Source organism: Streptomyces sp. NPDC002640 (assembly GCF_053592575.1).
The window spans coordinates 392,521-412,584 of the sequence record NZ_JBSFVZ010000003.1 but is presented as its reverse complement, the minus strand read 5'-3'; the positions used below and the strand labels follow the sequence as shown (position 1 = coordinate 412,584).

Annotated in this window: 19 protein-coding genes; 2 read left to right on the top strand and 17 right to left on the bottom strand. The window is 72.6% G+C overall.

Annotated elements, in window-relative coordinates; translation table 11 throughout:
- Positions 1–68 precede the first annotated feature (68 nt).
- Positions 69–1,070, bottom strand: coding sequence for an anion permease (locus ACWD3O_RS06580; protein ID WP_451415027.1), 1,002 nt, complete (start codon positions 1,068–1,070; stop codon positions 69–71).
- A gap of 8 nt (positions 1,071–1,078) precedes the next feature.
- Entirely contained in the window at positions 1,079–1,699 is a 621-nt protein-coding gene (locus tag ACWD3O_RS06575; protein WP_451408306.1) for a DUF47 domain-containing protein, read from the bottom strand.
- A gap of 240 nt (positions 1,700–1,939) precedes the next feature.
- Between ACWD3O_RS06575 and ACWD3O_RS06570 the strand changes: the two genes are divergently transcribed.
- Positions 1,940–2,287 carry a metal-sensitive transcriptional regulator gene (locus tag ACWD3O_RS06570; RefSeq protein WP_451408307.1) on the top strand — a complete coding sequence of 116 codons (348 nt, stop codon included), beginning with the start codon at positions 1,940–1,942 and terminating at the stop codon, positions 2,285–2,287.
- A gap of 26 nt (positions 2,288–2,313) precedes the next feature.
- Here the strand turns inward: ACWD3O_RS06570 and ACWD3O_RS06565 are convergent, their stop codons facing one another.
- The 14 genes from ACWD3O_RS06565 to mshD all read right to left on the bottom strand — a co-directional run bounded on the left by ACWD3O_RS06565 (position 2,314) and on the right by mshD (position 17,050).
- Complete coding sequence (locus tag ACWD3O_RS06565) at positions 2,314–2,493, bottom strand: hypothetical protein (protein WP_451408308.1); 180 nt, start codon at positions 2,491–2,493, stop codon at positions 2,314–2,316.
- Between the two features lie 274 nt (positions 2,494–2,767).
- Complete coding sequence (gene pstB / locus ACWD3O_RS06560) at positions 2,768–3,544, bottom strand: phosphate ABC transporter ATP-binding protein PstB (RefSeq protein ID WP_356130234.1); 777 nt, start codon at positions 3,542–3,544, stop codon at positions 2,768–2,770.
- Positions 3,545–3,564: 20 nt separating this feature from the next.
- On the bottom strand, positions 3,565–4,614 hold the full coding sequence (gene pstA / locus ACWD3O_RS06555; RefSeq protein WP_451408309.1) for a phosphate ABC transporter permease PstA: 1,050 nt from the start codon (positions 4,612–4,614) through the stop codon (positions 3,565–3,567).
- The gene (gene pstC, locus ACWD3O_RS06550) at positions 4,611–5,684 is read right to left on the bottom strand and encodes a phosphate ABC transporter permease subunit PstC (RefSeq protein ID WP_451415026.1); all 1,074 of its coding nucleotides are present in this window, start codon (positions 5,682–5,684) and stop codon (positions 4,611–4,613) included. Before pstC ends, pstA begins: the two co-directional genes overlap by 4 nt.
- A gap of 111 nt (positions 5,685–5,795) precedes the next feature.
- Positions 5,796–6,932, bottom strand: coding sequence for a phosphate ABC transporter substrate-binding protein PstS (gene pstS, locus ACWD3O_RS06545; protein WP_451415025.1), 1,137 nt, complete (start codon positions 6,930–6,932; stop codon positions 5,796–5,798).
- 648 nt (positions 6,933–7,580) lie between these two features.
- Positions 7,581–8,012: an NUDIX hydrolase gene (locus ACWD3O_RS06540; RefSeq protein WP_451415024.1), complete on the bottom strand. Its 432-nt coding sequence runs from the start codon at positions 8,010–8,012 to the stop codon at positions 7,581–7,583.
- Positions 8,009–8,941, bottom strand: a complete 933-nt coding sequence (locus ACWD3O_RS06535) for a CHAD domain-containing protein (RefSeq protein ID WP_451408313.1) — start codon at positions 8,939–8,941, stop codon at positions 8,009–8,011. The genes ACWD3O_RS06540 and ACWD3O_RS06535 overlap by 4 nt, the downstream gene beginning before the upstream one ends.
- Positions 8,922–11,189: an RNA degradosome polyphosphate kinase gene (locus tag ACWD3O_RS06530; protein ID WP_451408314.1), complete on the bottom strand. Its 2,268-nt coding sequence runs from the start codon at positions 11,187–11,189 to the stop codon at positions 8,922–8,924. Before ACWD3O_RS06530 ends, ACWD3O_RS06535 begins: the two co-directional genes overlap by 20 nt.
- A gap of 247 nt (positions 11,190–11,436) precedes the next feature.
- Positions 11,437–12,528 (bottom strand): hypothetical protein, encoded by a 1,092-nt coding sequence (locus ACWD3O_RS06525; RefSeq protein WP_451415023.1) that lies wholly within the window; start codon positions 12,526–12,528, stop codon positions 11,437–11,439.
- A gap of 35 nt (positions 12,529–12,563) precedes the next feature.
- On the bottom strand, positions 12,564–13,640 hold the full coding sequence (locus ACWD3O_RS06520; RefSeq protein WP_451415022.1) for an ABC transporter permease: 1,077 nt from the start codon (positions 13,638–13,640) through the stop codon (positions 12,564–12,566).
- A gap of 40 nt (positions 13,641–13,680) precedes the next feature.
- Positions 13,681–14,775, bottom strand: coding sequence for a hypothetical protein (locus ACWD3O_RS06515; RefSeq protein WP_451408318.1), 1,095 nt, complete (start codon positions 14,773–14,775; stop codon positions 13,681–13,683).
- Positions 14,772–15,629 carry an ABC transporter ATP-binding protein gene (locus ACWD3O_RS06510; protein WP_451408319.1) on the bottom strand — a complete coding sequence of 286 codons (858 nt, stop codon included), beginning with the start codon at positions 15,627–15,629 and terminating at the stop codon, positions 14,772–14,774. The genes ACWD3O_RS06515 and ACWD3O_RS06510 overlap by 4 nt, the downstream gene beginning before the upstream one ends.
- Entirely contained in the window at positions 15,626–16,021 is a 396-nt protein-coding gene (locus ACWD3O_RS06505; protein WP_451408320.1) for a GntR family transcriptional regulator, read from the bottom strand. Before ACWD3O_RS06505 ends, ACWD3O_RS06510 begins: the two co-directional genes overlap by 4 nt.
- A gap of 102 nt (positions 16,022–16,123) precedes the next feature.
- Complete coding sequence (gene mshD, locus ACWD3O_RS06500) at positions 16,124–17,050, bottom strand: mycothiol synthase (RefSeq protein ID WP_451415021.1); 927 nt, start codon at positions 17,048–17,050, stop codon at positions 16,124–16,126.
- 185 nt (positions 17,051–17,235) lie between these two features.
- Between mshD and ACWD3O_RS06495 the strand changes: the two genes are divergently transcribed.
- Complete coding sequence (locus ACWD3O_RS06495) at positions 17,236–19,032, top strand: bifunctional metallophosphatase/5'-nucleotidase (protein WP_451415020.1); 1,797 nt, start codon at positions 17,236–17,238, stop codon at positions 19,030–19,032.
- 121 nt (positions 19,033–19,153) lie between these two features.
- Here ACWD3O_RS06495 and ACWD3O_RS06490 read toward each other — a convergent pair.
- Positions 19,154–20,064, bottom strand: a 911-nt coding sequence (locus tag ACWD3O_RS06490; RefSeq protein ID WP_451415019.1) for a hypothetical protein, incomplete at its 5' end; no start/stop codon positions are given.

Here is a 20,064-nt window from a genome sequence, read left to right as displayed (position 1 = left end):
GCGGTGCGGCCCGGGTCGTGGGCGGTCCGGGCCGCGGCCGGTCCGGTGGCGCCGCCCGCGTCCTGGGCCTAGAGCAGGGCCACCAGGTGGACCACGCCGTAGCAGGCCGCGGCCACCGCGGCGGCGGCCGGCATGGTGATGAACCAGCCCAGAACGATGTTCTTGGCGACGCCCCAGCGCACGGCGTTGAGGCGCTTGGTGGCGCCGACGCCCATGATCGCGGAGGTGATCACGTGGGTGGTGGAGATGGGCGCCTTGAAGATGAAGGCGGTCACGAACATGATCGACGCGCCGGTGGTCTCGGCGGCGAAGCCCTGCGGCGGGTCCAGCTCGATGATCTTGCGGCCCAGGGTGCGCATGATGCGCCAGCCGCCCGCGTAGGTGCCCGCCGAGAGCATCAGGGCGCACAGGACCTTGACCCACACCGGGATCGCGTCGCCGTACTCCTCGACGTCGGCGATGACCAGGGCCATCACCACGATGCCCATGGTCTTCTGCGCGTCCTGGAGGCCGTGGCCCAGCGCCATGCCGGCCGCGGAGACCGTCTGGGCGATGCGGAAGCCGCGCTTGGCCTTGGACGGGTTGGCCCGGCGGAAGATCCACATGATGGCCGTCATCACCAGGTAGCCGGCGATCAGGCCCACCACGGGCGAGATGAACATCGGCAGGACGATCTTGGTGAAGACGCCGTCCCAGAAGACGGTGATCCCACCGGCCAGGGCCGCGCCGACCATGCCGCCGAACAGGGCGTGCGAGGAGGACGAGGGCAGGCCGAAGTACCAGGTCAGGAGGTTCCAGGCGATCGCGCCGACCAGCGCCGCGAACAGGATGCCCATGCCCTTGGAGCCCTCGGGTGTCTCGATCAGACCCTCACTGACGGTCTTGGCGACGCCGGAGCCCATGAAGGCGCCGATCAGGTTCATCACCGCGGCCATCGCCAGCGCGGCCCGGGGGGTCAGCGCGCGGGTGGAGACCGAGGTGGCGATCGCGTTGGCGGAGTCGTGGAAGCCGTTGGTGTACGTGAAGAAGAGCGCGACGCCGACCGTCACGATCAGAGCAAAGGTGTCCATGTCAGGGCTCAGGACTCCTTGACCGAGATCGTCTCCACCGTGTTGGCCACGTGTTCGAAGGCGTCGGCCGCCTCCTCGAGGACGTCCACGACCTGCTTCAGCTTGAGCACCTCGATGGCGTCGTACTTGCCGTTGAAGAGCTGGGCGAGCAGCTTGCGGTGGATCTGGTCCGCCTGGTTCTCGAGGCGGTTGACCTCGATCCAGTACTCGGTGAGGTTCGACATGGTGCGCAGGTTGGGCATGGCCTCGGCGGTCAGTTCCGCCGCCCGGGCCAGCACCTCGATCTGCTGCTCGACGCCCTTGGGGAGCTCCTCGATGTTGTAGAGGACGACCAGGTCGACGGCCTCCTCCATGAAGTCCATGATGTCGTCGAGCGAGCCGGCGAGGGAGTAGATGTCCTCGCGGTCGAACGGCGTGATGAAGGACGAGTTCAGCTGGTGGAAGATCGCGTGGGTGGCGTCGTCGCCCGCGTGTTCCGCGGCCCGCATCCGCTCGGCGATCTCGCCCCGCGCGGACGGCTCCGCACCGAGCAGTTCCAGCAGGAGCTTGGAGCCCGTGACGATGTTGTCCGCGGAGGCGGAGAACATGTCGTAGAAGCTCGTCTCCCTCGGGGTCAGACGAAAGCGCACGTGGGGTCCTCGGAGGCTCTTCGAATCGGTCAGGGTGATGCTAGGCCCAACGGGGGGCGGCTGCTAATGGGGCGGGCTGAGCGAGAGCCGGTGTCGCCCATCCGCTCCGTGGCGGCCGTAACCCCATCTACCCACCGAACGCGAGTACCATATACCCGCCAGGGGTATGCATCTGGGTCGGGCCCCGGGGGCCCGGACGGTGACGAACGTGACACACGAGGGCGAGGAGGGCTGCCGGACATGGCGACGACGCCGGAGGTCGAAGCGGCCGGGGGAGCCCCCGCCGAGGACCAGGAGCACGGGCACCACTACGGCTACCACGGGCACAAGGCGGACCACCTCAAGCGACTGCGGCGGATCGAGGGACAGATCCGCGGGCTGCAGCGCATGGTCGAGGAGGACGTCTACTGCATCGACATACTCACGCAGGTGTCCGCCTCCACCAAGGGGCTGCAGTCGTTCGCGCTGCAGCTGCTGGAGGAGCACCTGCGGCACTGCGTCGCCGACGCCGCGGTCAAGGGCGGCGACGAGATCGACGCCAAGGTCGAGGAGGCCACCAAGGCCATCGCCCGGATGCTGCGGACCTGACCACCAGGCCTCTGACCACCGGCCCGTCAGCGGGGAAGGCGGCGGTCCTCCCGGACGCGGAGGATCTCGTCGATGCTCGCCAGACTGAGCCGGTCGGCGTTGGCCGAGGACGCGGCGATCATCAGGTCGCCGCAGAGCTCTATCTCGGCCAGAGCGATGTGGTCCTGGACCTGTCCCGGTGCGCCGAGCGGAGCCACGCTGATCACCCTCCTTCTGCCGGTGCCCGTACGGGCTTTCCAGAGTAAGGAGGCGACGGCCCCGAGCGCATGGCACGGACGGGCTAGTCCGGTGGGCCCAGACGCCATGGGCACGCACGCCATGTGCCTGAACGCCATGTGCTGGAACGCCATGTGCCCGGACGCCATGGGCCCGGACGCGCGGATGAAGGGGCCCGCGCCGGTGTGGCGCGGGCCCCGGCCTCGCGGTGGCACCGCCATGCAGCACCGCGAGGAGCTCGATCCGCTCCGTGAGCCCGTGGGCTCAGCCGAAGCGGCCGGAGATGTAGTCCTCGGTGTCCTTGACCGACGGGTTGGAGAAGATCCGCTCGGTGTCGTCGATCTCGATGAGCTTGCCGGGCTGGCCGATCGCCGCGAGGTTGAAGAACGCCGTGCGGTCGGAGACGCGGGCGGCCTGCTGCATGTTGTGGGTGACGATGACGATCGTGTACTGCTCCTTGAGCTCGCCGATCAGGTCCTCGATCGCCAGGGTGGAGATCGGGTCCAGGGCCGAGCAGGGCTCGTCCATGAGCAGGACCTTGGGCTGCACGGCGATCGCCCGCGCGATGCACAGGCGCTGCTGCTGGCCGCCGGAGAGGCCGGAGCCGGGCTTGTTCAGCCGGTCCTTGACCTCGTTCCAGAGGTTGGCGCCGCGCAGGGACTGCTCGACGATGCCGTCGAGCTCGGACTTCTTGTAGCTGCCGTTCAGGCGCAGGCCGGCCGCCACGTTGTCGTAGATCGACATGGTGGGGAACGGGTTGGGGCGCTGGAAGACCATGCCGACCTCCCGGCGCACCGACACGGGGTCGATGCCGGGGCCGTACAGGTCCTCGTCGTCCAGCATCACCTTGCCCTCGACGCGGCCGCCGGGGACGACCTCGTGCATCCGGTTCAGGGTGCGCAGGAACGTGGACTTGCCGCAGCCGGAGGGGCCGATGAAGGCCGTCACCGAGCGGGGCTCGATGGTCATCGAGATGTCCTCGATGGCCTTGTGGGCGCCGTAGAAGGCGGAGAGGCCGCTGACGTCGATTCGCTTGGCCATTTGAGTCACTTCCAGGGGGTTCAGCGGGGCGTCTTCCAGCGGGCGATGCCGCGGGCCACCAGGTTGAGGATCATCACGAAGGCGATCAGCGTCAGCGCCGCCGCCCATGCGCGGTCGTAGGCCGCCGACGAGCCGGCGCTGTTCACGTACTGCTGGTAGATGTACAGCGGCAGCGACGCCTGCGCGCCCTCGAAGGGGTTGGCGTTGATGAAGGGGTTGCCGAAGACCAGCAGCAGGACCGGCGCGCTCTCGCCCGCGATGCGGGCGATCGCGAGCATCACACCGGTGGTGATGCCGCCGACCGCGGTGGGCAGGACGACCTTCAGGATGGTCCGCCACCGGGGCACGCCCAGGGCGAGGGACGCCTCGCGCAGTTCGTTCGGTACCAGCTTGAGCATCTCCTCCGTGGAGCGGACGACGACCGGCAGCATCAGGATGGCCAGCGCCAGCGAGCCGGCGAAGCCGAAGGGCTGCAGGTCGAACATCAGCATCAGGCTGAGGATGAACAGACCGGCCACGATGGACGGGATGCCCGTCATCACGTCGACGAAGAAGGTGACGGCCCGGGCCAGCGAGCCCCGGCCGTACTCGACCAGGTAGATGGCGGTGAGGACGCCGATCGGGGCGGCGATCAGGGTGGCGAGGCCGACCTGCTGCGCGGTGCCCAGGATCGCGTGGTAGATGCCGCCGCCGGGCTCGGCGTCGGCGACGGTGCCCATGGAGTGGGTCAGGAAGTACCCGTCGAGGACCTTCACACCGCGCACCACGGTCTCCCAGACCAGGGAGAGCAGCGGCACCACGGCGAGCAGGAAGGCGACCCAGACGAGGCTGGTGGCGACGCGGTCCTTGGCCTGGCGGCGCCCCTCGACCTTGGCGGAGAGCGCGTAGGTGCCCAGGACGAACAGGATGGCGGCCATCAGGCCCCACTGGACGCGGCTGTGCAGGCCGGCCCCCAGGCCGATGGCGACGGCCACGGCGATCGCGGCGGCGGCCACGCCCCACGGGGCCCACTTCGGGAGCCGGGCGCCCTGCAGGGAGACGGGCTTGACGACGGCGGACGTGGTGCTCATGCGTTGGCCCCCGAGTACTCCTTGCGGCGGGCGATGATCATGCGCGCGGCGCCGTTGACCAGCAGGGTGATGACGAAGAGGACGAGACCGGAGGCGATCAGCGCGTCACGGCCCTGCTCGTTCGCCTCGCCGAACTTGCTGGCGATGTTCTGGGCGAAGGTGCCGCCGCCCGGGTCCAGGAGGCTCGCCTGGATGTCGAAGGTGGGCGACAGGACGGTGGCCACGGCCATGGTCTCGCCGAGCGCGCGGCCGAGGCCGAGCATCGAGGCGGAGATCACGCCGGAGCGGCCGAAGGGGAGGACCGACATGCGGATGACCTCCCAGCGGGTGGCGCCGAGGGCCAGGGCGGCCTCCTCGTGCGCCTTGGGCACCTGGCGGAAGACCTCACGGCTCACGTTGGTGATGACCGGAAGAATCATGATCGCCAGCAGGATGCCGACGGTGAGCATGGAGCGCGGGGCGCCGCCCTGCCACTCGAAGATCTTGGTCCAGCCCAGGTACTCGTCGAGCCAGCTGAACAGGCCGTTCATGTGCGGGACGAGCACCAGCGCGCCCCACAGGCCGTAGACGATCGACGGCACGGCCGCGAGCAGGTCCACCACGTAGGCGATGGTGCCGCTCAGCTTCCGCGGGGCGTAGTGGGTCAGGAAGAGCGCGATGGCCACCGCGATCGGGACCGCGATGAACATGGCGATGACCGACGACACGACGGTGCCGAAGGCCAGCACCGCGATGCCGAAGACCGGCTCGGTGCTGTTCGGGTTCCACTCGAAGGTGGTGAGGAAGTTCCCCTCGTCCTTGCTGATCGCCAGCGCCGCGCGGTAGCTGAGGAACACCGCGATGGCGGCCATGACGGCCAGCAGCAGGATGCCGGAACCTCGCGAGAGGCCGAGGAAGATCTGGTCGCCGCGGCGGGTCGCCGGGCGGGGGGCGCGGGGCTCGGAGGTCTTGCGGCCCGTGCTCTTCCCCTGCTCCGGCTCCGGGGCGGAGGACCGGGGCGTGCCGGGGGCCGCGCCCGCGGGAGGCGCGCTGTCGTTGTCTGTCTGTGACTTCTGTGTAGATATGTCCATCAGGATCTCCGGTCTGCGGGGCCGGGGCCCGCCCGGACGGGGCTGGGCGGGCCGGCGGCTCCCTGGCGGCGGTGCACCGGACGGAGCCCGGCCGGGGGCCGGGCTCGTGGATCAGGCGAGGCCGTTGATGGTCTCGCGGACCTTGCCGATGATCTCGTCGGGGATCGGGGCGTAGCCGGCGTCGGCGAGCAGCGCCTGGCCGTCCTCGCTGGCGACGTAGTTCAGGAAGGCCTTGGTCGCCGGGAGCGTCTCGGGCTTGTTGCCCTTGTCGCAGACGATCTCGTAGGTGACCAGGACGATCGGGTAGGCGTTGTCGGCGGTGGTGCCGTAGTTCAGCTCCAGCGCCAGGTCCTTGCCGGTGCCCACGATCTTGGCGTCGGCGATGGCGTTGGAGGCGTTGTCCACGGTCGCGGGGACCGGGGCGGCGGCACCGGTGTCGATGGACACGGTGGTGCTGTCCTTGGCGTAGGAGAGCTCCATGTAGCCGATGGCGCCCTCGGTCTGCTTGACCTGCTGGGCCACACCGCTGGAGCCGGAGGCCGCCTGGCCGCCCTTGGCCTGCCAGGACTTGCCGCCCTCGTACTTCCAGTCGTCGGGGGCCGCGGCGATCAGGTACTTGGTGAAGTTGTCCGTGGTGCCGGACTCGTCCGAGCGGTGGAACGCCTGGATCTTGGTGGACGGCAGGTCCGCGTCGGGGTTCAGCTTCTTGATGGCGGCGTCGTCCCAGGTGGTGATCTTCGAGTCGAAGATCTTCGCCAGGGTCGGGGCGTCCAGGACCAGGTTGTCCACGCCGGGGAGGTTGTAGGAGACCGCGATCGGGCCGCCGACCATCGGGAGGTCGATCGCCTGGCCGTCCTTGCAGATCTTCTTGGACTCGGCGATCTCCTCCGGCTTCAGCGCGGAGTCGGAGCCGGCGAAGGCGACCTGGCCCTGGGTGAACGCGGTGATGCCCGCGCCGGAGCCGGAGCCCTTGTAGTTGATCTGCAGGCCCTTGCAGGCGGCGGTGAACTGCTTCACCCAGGCGTCGATCGCGTTCTTCTGGGCGGAGGAGCCGTCGGCCAGCAGCTGGCCCTGGGCGTCGCCGCAGTCGATCTTCCCGGTCTGGGCGGCGGCGGTGCCACCGGTCGAGTCGCCCTCGGAGGTCGCGTCCGAGCCGCACGCCGTGAGGGCCAGGGCGCCGGAGACGGCGAGAGCGCCGAGGGTCAGGGCCCGCCGGGTCTGGCGCCGGGTCTTGCGCTGAAGCGTCACTTTTCGTGTGTTCCTTCCGGGAGCCGCCGGGTGGATCAGGTCCGCTGGCGGCGTGCGAAGTGTCGGTGGCGGGAGGCTGTCTTTGCGACGGTTTTCCCGCTGTCGAGGCCGAAATTAGGCCGGGGAGGTGACGGGGCCGACGGGGGAGGGTGAACGGGGGGTGAATCCGCGGGGACGGTGCGGTGAGCCGCCCTCCGGTTGACATCACCCGTCCCGCACGCCGCGTACCCCTCACCGCCGGGGCCGCACCTGGGGCGGGGGCCCCTGCGTGGGGGCGCGCGGGGGTTCGCCCGCGCGGCGGGGGCCTTGCGGGGGCGGGGCGTGCCTGTGCCGGGCCCTCGGTGGCGGCGGGGCCTGCCTTTGGCCAGGTGGAGGGCGTGCGGGGCACCAGGGGGGCGCGCTGCGGCGCGGGCGGTGCCTTATCCGCGGGGAGCGGCCCGCACCACCACGGCCGAGCCGACCACGGCCGAGCCCACCACGGCCGAACCTGGTGGGGCCGTACGTACGTGACCCGTACCGCGGCGCGGGCGCGGCCTGGGTGGACAGCACCGTCGTCTCCCCCGGCCCGTTCCCTTCCCGGAGGGACCGAGGACCGGTCGAGCGAGCCGCGGCGAGCGCCCGCAGGGGGCGGCTACGGCGCGTGCGGGGTCAGAGGGGGAGGGTGAGGAAGGTGGTGAGGAGGGCGTGGTCGTGGGGGTGGGTGAGGTGGGGGTGGGCGGTGGGGGCGGGGTGCCAGGCGAGGGCGTCGATCTCGCGGGTGGGGGTGAAGGCGTCGGGGGAGGCCGCCTCGGCGGCCCAGTAGTCGACCCGCTTGGGCCGGCCCCCGACCGTGTAGTGGACGGTGGGCAGCCGCGGCCCCAGCCGGACCCGGTGCCCCGTCTCCTCCGCGACCTCCCGCACCGCGGCCTCCTCCGGGCTCTCCCCGGGGTCCAGCTTCCCCTTGGGGAAGGACCAGTCGTCGTACTTGGGCCGGTGGACGAGGCAGACCTCGAGACCGGCCGGCGTACGGCGGTAGAGGACGCAGCCCGCCGCCCGGATCGGGCCGCAGGAGCTGTCGGTGCTTCGGGCGGAGTGGGTCATCGCACGGTCACCGTGTCGCGGGAGGCGGACTGCCAGGTCCGGTGGAAGGCGCGGCGCGCGGCGAGCACCTCGTGCCGCTGGTGGGCGTGGAGGTTGCCCAGGGCGTACGCCGTCGCGGGGGCGATCCGCGGCGTGCGCGCGGCCGCGGCGGCGACCGAGGCGGCCTCGGCGGCGTCCCGGTGCCGGTCCAGCGCCCGCGCCGCGCCCACCAGCCGCCGCGGCACCGGCTCGGAGAGGACCTCCAGCGCGTACCGGTGCAGCCGCAGCAGCGACCGCACCTGGTGCCAGGCGGTGTCCCCGTCGCCGGGGCGGTCCCCCGGGTAGCCCGGGCACGGGCCGCCGACGTCGCCCTCCCCGTCGAGGAGGTCGCAGGGCAGCGCGGCGACGGCCTCGGCGAGCCGCCGCTCCGCGGTGCCGGCGTGCCCCCGCAGCGCCGCCTGGGCCAGGTCGACGTCCCGTCCGCCGCCGCGCAGCGGGACCTCGCCCGCCAGCAGGGCCACCGCGTCGGCCAGCGCGTGGAACCGCGCCGACCCCAGCGCCTCGAGCACCGCGGAGTGCGCCCGGCCCCGGGCCAGCGTGAGCCGCCGCTCGAGCAGCGCGGCCGCCTTGGCGGCGCCGAGGTCCCCCTGCGGTTCGTGCAGCGCCGCCTGGAGGCGCCGCAGGGTGGCGGCGTGCAGCCGCTCCTGGGCGAGGACGCCCGAGAACCAGGCCAGCTCACGCCGTAAGGCCGCCGACCAGGCCGGGTCCAGCGCGGCGTGGAAGGTGTGCAGTGTCGCCCCGATGCGGCGCGACGCCCTCCGCAGGGCGGGCGCGGAGTCCGCGTCCCCGCCCGAGGCGGCGGCCCTCAGCGCCCGCAGGAACTCCGTGGCCTGCCCGCGCAGATAGGCCGAGAGCACGGGGACGTCACTGTCAGGGTGTTGCTGGGCCACGCCGGCGCCTCCGGGCGTCGATGAGCATCTCCTGGACATGCGGCAACGGGCGCCCGTCCGGATCCGTGGCGTGCCGTGTCCACTCGCCGTCCGGGCCGAGGTGCCAGGACGAGGTGGAGTCGGACATGCCGGTCTCCAGGAACCGGTCGAGGGTGGCCCGGTGGGTCGGGTCGGTGACCCGGACCAGCGCCTCGATGCGCCGGTCGAGGTTGCGGTGCATCATGTCGGCGCTGCCGAACCACACCTCGGGCTCGCCGCCGTTGGCGAAGGCGAAGATCCGGGAGTGCTCCAGGAACCGGCCGAGGACCGACCGGACCCGGATGTTCTCCGAGAGCCCCGGCACGCCGGGCCGTACGGCACAGATGCCGCGGACCCAGATGTCCACCGGCACGCCGGCCTGGGAGGCGCGGTAGCAGGCGTCGATGACCGCCTCGTCCACCATCGAGTTGACCTTGATCCGCACGGAGGCGGGCCGGCCGGCCCGGTGGTGGCGGATCTCCTTGCCGATCCGGGAGACCAGCCCGTCGCGCAGGGACTTGGGCGCGACCAGCAGCCGGCGGTAGGTCTCCCGGCGGGAGTAGCCGGAGAGCCGGTTGAACAGGTCGGACAGGTCCGCGCCGACCTGCTGGTCGGCGGTGAGCAGGCCGAGGTCCTCGTAGAGGCGGGCCGTCTTCGGGTGGTAGTTGCCGGTGCCGACGTGCGAGTAGCGGCGCAGGGTGTCGCCCTCCTGGCGGACCACCAGCGACAGCTTGCAGTGCGTCTTCAGCCCGACCAGGCCGTAGACGACGTGGCAGCCGGACTCCTCCAGCTTGCGGGCCCACTTGATGTTGGCCTGCTCGTCGAAGCGGGCCTTGATCTCGACGAGCACCAGGACCTGCTTGCCCGCCTCGGCGGCGTCTATGAGCGCGTCGACGATCGGGGAGTCGCCGGAGGTGCGGTAGAGCGTCTGCTTGATCGCCAGCACGTCCGGGTCGGCGGCGGCCTGCTCCAGGAAGGTCTGGACGGAGGTCGAGAAGGAGTCGTAGGGGTGGTGCAGCAGCACGTCCCGCTCGCGCAGCGCGCCGAAGATGTCCGGCGCGGAGGCGGACTCCACCTCGGCGAGGTCGCGGTGGGTGCCGGCGATGAACTTGCGGTACTTGAGCTCGGGGCGGTCCAGGCCGGCGATGCCGAACAGGCCGGTCAGGTCCAGCGGGCCGGGCAGCGGGTACACCTCCGCCTCGGTGATCTTCAGCTCGCGCACCAGCAGGTCCAGGACGTGCCGGTCGATGGACTCCTCGACCTCCAGGCGCACCGGCGGGCCGAAGCGGCGCCGCATGAGCTCCTTCTCCAGGGCCTTGAGGAGGTTCTCGGTGTCGTCCTCCTCGACCTCGAGGTCCTCGTTGCGGGTGATCCGGAAGGCGTGGTGCTGGATCACCTCCATGCCCGGGAACAGCTCCTCCAGATGCGCAGCGATGACGTCCTCGATGGGGACGTAGCGCTCCGGGGAGGCCTCCAGGAAGCGGGAGAGGGACGGCGGCACCTTGACCCGGGCGAAGTGCCGGTGGCCGGAGACCGGGTTGCGGACCACGACGGCCAGGTTGAGCGAGAGGCCGGAGATGTAGGGGAACGGGTGCGCCGGGTCCACGGCGAGCGGCGTGAGGACCGGGAAGATCTTGGAACGGAAGAGCGTGAAGAGCCGCGCCTGTTCCTTCTCGGTCAGCTCGTGCCAGCGCACGACGTGGATGCCCTCCTCCGCGAGGGCGGGGGCGACGTCCTCGTGGAAGCAGGCGGCGTGCCGGGCCATGAGCTCACGGGAGCGGCCCCAGATCATCTCCAGCACCTCGCGGGGCTGCAGCCCGGAGGCGGAGCGCTGGGCGACGCCGGTGGCGATCCGCCGCTTCAGGCCGGCGACGCGGACCATGAAGAACTCGTCCAGGTTGCTGGCGAAGATCGCGAGGAAGTTGGCGCGCTCCAGCAGCGGGGTGTTCGGGTCCTCGGCGAGCTCGAGGACCCGCTCGTTGAAGGCGAGCCAGCTGCGTTCGCGGTCCAGGAAGCGGCCCTCGGGGAGCGGCCCGTCGTCCTGGCGGATCTCCTGGTAACCGTCGAAGTCCGGACCCTCGCCCGGCTCCTCGGCGGGCCGGGGCTGCGGGGGCTCGGGTTCGTGGCCCGCCGGTATCAGCCCCACCGCTGTCCGCGAGGGCAGCGGGGAGGCGGGATCCTGGGCGTTACGGTCCTGAATGCTGGGGTCCTGGGCACTGGGCTCGCTCATGTTCCCATTGTTCCGCGCGGCGTTGCCGTACGGCATGTCGGACCGGGCGCGCGGAAGCACGCGGAGGTGAGCATTCCGCCTGCTCACGCCGCCTTTGCGCGACTTCGCGGACCGGGCGCGCGCGTCGTCGCCCCCCGAGGAAGCGGCCTCGGGGGGCGGTGACCCGGCGTCGGAGGGAGGTTTCACCACCCGGGAAGGGTCCCAAGCGAGCCTGAATGCCGGGTTACGGGCAGTTGGCTGCCAGGCGTCAGGCCGTACGGAGCCGGAGGATCCGGTACGACAGGATGACCGTGGCGAGGGCTACGGCGAGCCAGATACCGGACTCCACGAGCTGGAGCGGCCAGAAGTGGCTCTCGGGGTGGTAGCTCGCCCAGACGTCGGTGAGCCCGCTCTTCTCCAGGCAGGCGTAGAAGTCGTCGGCGGTGCCGGGCGGGCCGTCCTCGGGGCGGACGGCGTCCAGACAGTCGTAGGAGTAGCCGACCGGCTCACCGGACCCGGTCAGGGCGCCGCTGTCCACCGGCCACTCGTCGTCCGCCGTGTTCCACCGGGGCGAGGGCTCGCCCGCCACGTAGCCGTACCGGACGTCGGCGGGCCAGAGCAGGTGGCGGCCGAGGTGGAAGGCGAGGGTGCCCGCGGACATGAGCGCCAGGCCGGTGCCGAGCGAGGCGAGGGTCCGCCGGATCAGCAGCCCCAGCAGGACCCCGAGGGCCACCGCGCAGAGCACCCGGGGCACCATGACGACGCCCATGCCGGTGAAGAAGTCCTCGCCCCAGGGGGACAGGGTGGCGCCGTTGATCTGCCGGCGCGGAGCGACCCCCTCGAGGGTGGCCAGCCGGTAGAGCGCCAGCAGCAGTGCCATGCCCGCGGTGACGGCCACCGCCGGGAGCGACAGCTTGACGGTGAGCCAGCGGGCGGGGGAGAGGGACTGGGTCCAGACGAGGTGGGCCGTGCCGGTCTCCATCTCACGGGCGGTCAGTGAGGCCGCCGCCCAGGTGCCGACGAGCACCGGGGCGAAGAGGATGGAGTAGGAGCCGAGGCGTACCCATGCCTCGTAATCGTCGAGAGCGGCGAGCTGGGGCGCGAGCGCACAGGTGCCGGCCCCCGGGGACGGGGCGGCCCCGCAGCCGGCCAGGACCGACCCCAGTTCGTTCGCCGCCGGTCCCCACGCCCACAGCAGCAGCCCCGCACCCACGGCCACGTAGGCGGCCCACAGCCACATCGCCCAGCGGTGGAGGCGGAGGACGGCACGGACGGGACCGCCCGGAGCCCGCCCCGGCGGGGCGTCGGGACCTGTTGCGGGCGGGGGCGCCGCGATCGGCGGGGCCTGGGTGATGGTCATGCGGGCGAGCTCCTTGAGGTGCCGGGGAGGAGTGGTCAGGCCGTGCGGCGGCGGAGGAGGAGGTAGGAGAGGACGATCGCGGCGAGGGCTACGGCGAGCCAGATACCGGACTCCACGAGCTGGAGCGGCCAGAGGTGGCTCTCGGGGTGGTAGCTCGCCCAGACGTCGGTGTAGCCCTTGTCCTCGAGGCAGGCGTAGAAGTCGCCGGCGGTGCCGGGCCGGCCGTCGTCGCCGGTGACGGCGTCCAGGCAGCCGTAGTCGTAGGGGACGTGCCGGCCCGACCCGGTCACCGCGCCGCTGTCCAGCGGCCACTCGCCGGCGGACTCCTGCCAGTGGGGGAGGGGCGCGTCGGGCGTGTAGCCGTGGCGGACCTCGGCCGGCCAGAGCTGGTGGCGGCCCACCGAGAACTTGAGGGCGCCCGCGGCCAGCACCAGCAGTCCGGTGCCGAGGGAGGCCAAGGTCCGCTTCAGCAGGAGACCGGCCAGGACGCCGACGGCCACCGCGCACAGCACCCGGGGCACGGCCACGACGCCCATCGCGGTGAAGAAGTCCTCGCCCCACCAGTGCGGCGACGCTCCGTACCGGAAGACGTGCCGGACGTCGGCGCCCGCGGTGTGGGCGGGCCGGTAGACGGCGAGCAGCAGGGCCACGCCCGCCGACGTGGCCACGGCCGGGAGCGCCAGCTTGGCGGTGAGCCAGCGGGTGGGCGACACCGACTGGGTCCAGGCCAGTTCCGCGGTGCCGGTCTCGAGTTCCTTGGCGGTCAGCGCGGCGGACGCCCAGGCGCCGACCAGGAAGGGGGCGGCGAGGATGGCGTAGAGCCCGAGGCGCAGCAGGAGGTCGTAGACCGTCCAGACGTCCTCCAGCTCCTTCGGGCAGCGGGGGGAGGGACCGCTCCCGGTCTCGCAGGCCGCCAGCAGCGCCTGGGCGTTGTCGCCCATGGTCGCCCAGGCCGCGAGCAGCAGCCCGGTCCCGAGGGCGACGTAGGCGATCCACAGCCACAGGGCCCACCGGTGGAGGCGGAGCACGGTGCGTGCCAGGCCGCCGGGTGCCTTCGCCGGGGCGGTGGCGTCGCGCCGGGGTGGCGCGGGTGGGGTGAGGGTGGTGGTCATGCGGGAGGCTCCCGGTGGGTCGGAGGGGCGGGGCATCGCGTCAGGCGGCCGTGCGGCGGCGGAGGAGGCGGTAGGAGAGGACGACCGCGGCGACGGCGACGGCGAGCCAGAGGCCGGACTCCACGAACTGGAGCGGCCAGCGGTCGCTCTCGTTGTGGAAGGCGACCCAGATGTCGGTGTAGCCCTCGTCCTTCAGGCAGGAGTAGAAGGCGTCGGCGTCGAAGCCGACGCGGTCGTCCCGGTAGCCCTCGTCCATGCAGGCGTATCCGGCTGTCTCGCCGGCGTCCCCGGCCAGCTCCCCGGATTCCGTGACCGCGCCGGTGGTGATCTGCCACTCCGAGCCGTTGTGGCTCAGGTAGGGCGAGTCGGCCGTCTCCGCCTTGGCGAAGCGGATCTCCCTGGGCCAGAGGTAGGCGCGGCCGAGCGTGACGGCGAAGGTGGACGCCGCGAGCAGGGCCAGCCCGGTGCCGAGCGAGGCGAGCGAGCGCTTCAGCAGCAGGCCGAGCAGGACGCCCACGGCGACGGCGCACAGGACCCTGGGCACCATGACGACGCCCAGCATGGTGAACAGGTCCTCGTTCCACCACGACGGCGTCCAGTGCCGAATCGCGGTGAAGGAGGCGGCCCCCTCCTGGTGGGCGAACCGGTACAGCCCGAGCAGCAGCGTCATGCCCGCCGTCGCGGCCACCGCCGGGAGCGCCAGCTTGGCGGTGAGCCAGCGGGCCGGGGTCACCGACTGGGTCCAGGCCAGTTCCGCGGTGCCGGTCTCCATCTCGCGGGCGGTCGGTGCGGCGGCCGCCCAGGCCCCGACCAGGAACGGGGCGCCGAACACGGCGAAGAAGCCCAGGCGCATGAACTCCTGGTAGGTCTCCAGGGCCTGGTAGACGTGCCGGGCGCAGGCAGGCTCCGTCCGTCCGCCCAGGTCGCACGCTCCCGCCAGGGAGGCCAGTTCGTTCGCCGCGGGCCCCCAGGCCCACAGCAGGATCCCGGCGGCCAGGGCGACGTACGCGATCCACGCCCACAGCGCCCAGCGGTGGAGGCGGAACACCGCCCAGGCGAGGCCGCCCGGCGCCTTCACCGGCGGGGCGGCGTCCTCGGCCTCCGGCGGGACGGGGGACCGGAGGGTGGTGTTCACGCCGCCTCCCGGAGGTAGGAGAGGACCAACTCCTCCAGGGTCGGCGTGGTCGCCTCGTGGGCGGCGGGGACCGGGCCGTCGGGGCGTATGAGGGCGGTGGTCTGACGGCCCGTGGTGCGGGACTCGATCACCGTGTGGCCCTCCAGGCCCGCCTCGGCGGGGCCGGTGACCAGCGCGTGGGCGGCCAGCACGTCCTCCAGGGAGCCCTGCAGGCGCACCTGGCCGCGGCGGATCAGCAGGAGGTGGTCGCAGGAGCCCTCCAGCTCCGCGATGACGTGCGAGGACATGACAACGGTGGTGCCGTGTTCGGCCGCCTCGGCCATCAGCTCGCCCATCAGCTGGTGACGGGCCAGCGGGTCCAGGTCGGCCATCGGCTCGTCGAGCAGCAGGAGTTCGGGCCGCTTGCCGAGCGCGAGGGCCAGGGCGACGCGGGTGCGCTGGCCGCCGGAGAGGCTGCGGACCGTGGCCGTCGGGTCCAGGTCGCCCTGGGCGACGATGCGCTCGGCGGTGGCCTGGTCCCAGCGGGCCTGGTTGAGGGCGTGCCCGAGCCGCAGCGTGTCGAGCACCGTCAACTGGGTGTGCAGCGGCTTGTTCTGCGCGACGTACGCGACGCGCTCGCGGGCCGTCCCGGCGTCGGTGCCCAGGACGCGGATCGTGCCCTCGGTGGGGCGGGCCAGGCCGGCGGCCAGCGACAGCAGCGTGGACTTGCCCGCGCCGTTGGGGCCGACGACCGCGCAGACGCGGCCGACCGGCAGGCTGAAGGAGCACTCCCGCAGTGCCCAGGTGACGCGGCGGGGCAGCAGCCGGGCGTAGCGCCTGCCCAGCGCCTGCGCCTCGATGGCGGTCTCGGTCATCGGTGGTCCCCCCCAAAGGGATAGAGGTCGTCCAGGACGGAGGTGAGGAGCGCGGTCACGTCGTCGCGTTCCAGGCCGGCGGCCTTGGCCCGCCGGCCCCAGGCGACGAGGTCGTCGCGCAGCGGGGCCGCGTCGGCCGTGGCCGGCCCGAGGGAGCGGCGGACGAACGTGCCGAGGCCGCGCCGGGCCTCCACCAGGCCTTCGCGTTCCAGTTCGCGGTAGGCCTTGAGGACGGTGTTCGGATTGATGGCGGTGGCCGCCACGACCTCGCGGGCCGTGGGCAGCCGGTCACCCGGTTCGAGCAGGCCCAGCCGCAGGGCGTGCTTGGTCTGCTGGACGATCTGCAGATAGGTGGCGACGCCGCTGCGCCGGTCGATGCGGTACTCGACCACTCGACAACACCCTTTCACTAATTGAGTAGTGGAAGGGTGGTACAAGGAAGGGGGCGGCGTCAAGTCGCCGCCCCCTCGGGGGTGTTGGTCAGTGGCGCGGTGTCACAGTTCGGTGCGGTACATCAGGTCCGTCTCGTGGGTGGTGAAACCGAGGCGCTCGTAGACGGTGACGGCCGCCTTGTTGTCCCCGTCCACGTAGAGCATCGCGGCGGGCAGGCCCCGGCCGGCCAGGTGGCGCAGGCCGGTGACGGTGAGCGCCTTGCCGAGGCCGCCGCCCTGGGCGCCGGGCCGCACGCCGACGACGTAGACCTCGCCGAGGTCCTCCTCCGCGTGGACCTTGGTCCAGTGGAAGCCGACCAGGTCGCCGTCCTTCTCCGCGAGGAAGAAGCCCTCCGGGTCGAACCACGACTCGGCCTTGCGGTCGTCCAGGTCGCGCTGGGTCAGCGAGCCCTGCTCCGGGTGGTGGGCGAACGCCTCGGCGTTGACGGCCAGCCAGGCGGCGTCGTCCTGCCCGGGCACGAAGGTGCGGACGGTGACGCCCGGCGGCAGCACCGGCTCCGGCAGCTCGGGGGCGTCCGGGCCGGTCAGCGGGCGGCGCATCTGGCGCAGTTCGCGGAAGAGCGTGAGGCCGAGGACCTGGGCGAGGTGGCGGGCGGAGGCGTGGCCGCCGTGCGCCCACACCCGCAGACGCTTGCCGGTGGCGGCGAGCAGGGCGCCGCCCAAGGCCCGGCCGTGGCCCCGGCCGCGGTGGCCGGGATGCACCACCAGTTCGGCGGCGGGCGGTTCCACGGTCTCCGAGCCGTCGAGCTGGGCGTAGCCGACGAGTTCGCCGTCGCCCAGGGTCAGCAGCAGGTGGGCGATGCCCGGGCGGGGTTCCGTGCTGCGCAGGTGGAGACGGCCCTGTTCGGAGACGGCCTCCTGGCCGTCCACCCGGGCGGCCGCCTCCAGCAGGGCCAGGACGTCGCGGATCCGCGCGTCCGTCAGCGCGTCGACGGTGTCGATCTGGCGAGGGCTGAGAGGGCTGGTCATGCCAGTGAGCGTAGTCCGGCGGGACGCGCACGGTGGCGGTCTGGCGCGCTGGCGGCCGCGGGCCGAGGTGTTCGGGCAGTCGCAATCAGGCTGTAACCCGCGTCCCCTGTCGCCGCTACGCGCGTTGACCCTAAGCTGCCGCTCAGCCACCCCACTGTGTACCTACTCATTCAAGAGGGGGGACGATGCCGCGGATCACCCGGCAGAGACGTACCCACCGCATTCTGATCACCGGCGCCGCGCTGGCCACCGTCGGCGCGCTGACCGCAGCGCTTCCCGCCGGCTCCTCCGCGTCCGCGGACGGCCGCGACGACGACCGGCGCGGGAAGGGCCGCACGGTCGACGTGCAGCTGCTCTCCTTCAACGACCTGCACGGCAACCTGGAGCCCCCGACCGGCTCCAGCGGCCGCGTGACCGAGCGCCAGCCGGACGGCACGGTGAAGACCGTCGAGGGCGTCGGCGGCGTGGAGTACCTGGCGACCTCGCTGCGCACCGCGCGCGAGGGCCGGAAGTACAGCGTCACCGCCGCGGCCGGCGACCTCATCGGCGCCAGCCCGCTGCTCTCCGGCCTCTTCCACGACGAGCCGACCGTCGAGGCGCTCAACAAGCTGGACCTGGACGTCTCCGGCGTCGGCAACCACGAGTTCGACGAGGGCCTCGCCGAGCTGAAGCGCATGCGCGACGGCGGGTGCCACCCGACCGACGGCTGCTACACCGGGACGCCGTTCGAGGGCGCCGACTTCCCCTACCTGGGCGCCAACGTCACCCACGAGGACACCGGGAAGACCGCGCTCGCCCCGTACTGGGTGTGGAAGCAGGGCCCGGTGAAGATCGGGTTCATCGGCGTCACGCTGGAGAACACCCCGGGCATCGTCACCGCCGAGGGCGTCAAGGGACTGAAGTTCCACGACGAGGTCGAGACGATCAACAAGTACGCGGACGAGCTGCACCGCAAGGGCGTCAAGTCCGTCGTGGCGCTGGTCCACGAGGGCGGCGTGCCCGCCGACGGCGCGTACAACGCCTACTGCGACGCGGAGGCCGGCGGCGTCTCCGGGCCGATCGTGGACATCGCGAAGAACGTCAGCCCCAAGGTCGACGCGCTGGTGACCGGCCACACCCACAACGCCTACGTGTGCGACATCCCCGACCCGGCGGGCAACTCCCGCATGGTGACCTCGGCGTCCTCCTTCGGCCGGCTGTACACGGACACCACGCTGACCTACGACGTGGCGACCAAGGACATCGTCCGCACGGCGGTGGAGTCGGCCAACCACGTGGTGAGCCGCACCCAGAAGCCCGCCGCGGACATGACGGACCTGATCCAGCGCTGGAACACGCTGGCCAAGCCGGTGGCCAACCGGCCCATCGGCTGGATCAGCGGTGACATCACCAAGACCGGCACCGAGAGCCCGCTCGGCGACCTGATCGCCGACGCGCAGCTCGCGCACGCCCGCACCATCGACCCGGACACCGCGTTCGCGCTGATGAACCCGGGCGGCATCCGCGCCGACCTCACCTACGCGCAGAGCGGCGGCGAGGGCGACGGCGTCGTCACCTTCGGCGAGGGCTTCACCGTCCAGCCGTTCAGCAACACCGTCAACCTGGTGGACCTCGCCGGCGCGGACGTCGTCGCCGCGCTCCAGCAGCAGGTGAGCGGCGGCAACGCGGCCTCGCCGAAGATCCTCCAGGTCTCCGAGGGGCTCACCTACACGCTCGACCTGACGAAGTCCGGCGCGGACCGCCTGGTCGCCGACTCGGTCCGGATCCAGGGGCAGCCGGTGGACCCCACCGCCACCTACCGGGTCGCGATGAACAACTTCCTGGTCGGCGGCGGGGACAACTTCCCGGCCCTGGCCAAGGGCACCGACCCGGTGGTCGGCAGCGACGACCTGACGGCGTTCGCGGACTACCTGACCGCGAACTCCGCCCCGGCCTCGCCGATCGCCCCGCCGGCGGCGAACCGCATCACGATCGTCAAGTGAGCCGGACGGCCGGAGGGTTTGGGGACCCGACGGCCTGAAGGCTTGACGACGAGAGGGCCGCCCCGCGCAGTGCACGGGGCGGCCCTCTCGTGTGCGGCGGCCGGTCGCCGCCGGCCGCGTCTCAGCCCAGCAGCAGCGCCGCCGGGGCGGCCAGGGCGAGCGGCAGGGCGACGCCCGCGGTGAAGTGCACGAAGCGGGACGGGTAGTCGTAGGCGGCGACCCGGTGGCCCACCACGGCGCACAGGCCGGCCAGCGCGCCCAGCAGCGCGCCGCCCAGGCCGTCGCCCACCAGCGCGCCCGCGCCGGCCGCGACGGCCACCGCGAGGACCATGCCGCCCGCGGCGGGCTTCGGGACGGCGGCACGGGCCACGATCGCCGCGGCCACCGCGACGCCGGCGACGGTGACGGCCTCCGGGTCCGCGGCCAGGTGGCCGGCGGCCAGGATGGCCAGCGCGGCGGCGGCGAGGGCGGCGGTCAGGCCGTACATCCGCTCGTCGGGCTCGGCGTGGCTGCGGAGCTGGAGCACCAGGGTGAGCAGCACCCACACGCCGAGCGTGCCGAGGACCGCGCCCGTGCCGTGCTCGCGGCCGACGACCAGGACCGCCACGTCGGCGGCGAGCGCGCCGAGGAAGCCGAGGGCGATGCCCTGGCGGGCGGGCCACATGCCGTTCAGGCGGAACCAGCCGGCCGCGGTCAGGCCCTGCAGCACGACCAGCGGGAGCAGCAGCGCCCACGACCCGAGGGCCGCGCCGCCCGCCAGCAGCAGGGAGAGCACGGCGGTGAGGGCGGCGGGCTGCAGGCCGGGGTCGATGATCGGGGAACGGCCCTCGGCGCGGGCGCGCTGGGCGTCCGTGATCCGGGCGTTCCCGCCGACGGTCGCCGGACCGTACCCCGCCAGATCCGGCCCACCCTGCGCGGGGGCTCCGGCCTGCGCGGCGGGCCCCGTGTACGCGGCGGCTCCCGGCTGGGCGGTGGCGCCCGCGTACCCGGCGGCCTCGGGCTGGGCGGCGGGCCCGGTGTACGCGGTGGCCT

Coding starts and splice junctions, on each gene's coding strand:
- pstA (WP_451408309.1), bottom strand. CDS start 4,614: ATGAGCACCACGTCCGCCGTCGTCAAGCCCGTCTCCCTGCAGGGCGCC.
- ACWD3O_RS06530 (WP_451408314.1), bottom strand. CDS start 11,189: ATGAGCGAGCCCAGTGCCCAGGACCCCAGCATTCAGGACCGTAACGCC.
- pstB (WP_356130234.1), bottom strand. CDS start 3,544: ATGGCCAAGCGAATCGACGTCAGCGGCCTCTCCGCCTTCTACGGCGCC.
- ACWD3O_RS06580 (WP_451415027.1), bottom strand. CDS start 1,070: ATGGACACCTTTGCTCTGATCGTGACGGTCGGCGTCGCGCTCTTCTTC.
- mshD (WP_451415021.1), bottom strand. CDS start 17,050: ATGACCAGCCCTCTCAGCCCTCGCCAGATCGACACCGTCGACGCGCTG.
- ACWD3O_RS06510 (WP_451408319.1), bottom strand. CDS start 15,629: ATGACCGAGACCGCCATCGAGGCGCAGGCGCTGGGCAGGCGCTACGCC.
- ACWD3O_RS06495 (WP_451415020.1), top strand. CDS start 17,236: ATGCCGCGGATCACCCGGCAGAGACGTACCCACCGCATTCTGATCACC.
- pstC (WP_451415026.1), bottom strand. CDS start 5,684: ATGGACATATCTACACAGAAGTCACAGACAGACAACGACAGCGCGCCT.
- ACWD3O_RS06520 (WP_451415022.1), bottom strand. CDS start 13,640: ATGACCACCACCCTCACCCCACCCGCGCCACCCCGGCGCGACGCCACC.
- ACWD3O_RS06525 (WP_451415023.1), bottom strand. CDS start 12,528: ATGACCATCACCCAGGCCCCGCCGATCGCGGCGCCCCCGCCCGCAACA.
- ACWD3O_RS06570 (WP_451408307.1), top strand. CDS start 1,940: ATGGCGACGACGCCGGAGGTCGAAGCGGCCGGGGGAGCCCCCGCCGAG.
- ACWD3O_RS06540 (WP_451415024.1), bottom strand. CDS start 8,012: ATGACCCACTCCGCCCGAAGCACCGACAGCTCCTGCGGCCCGATCCGG.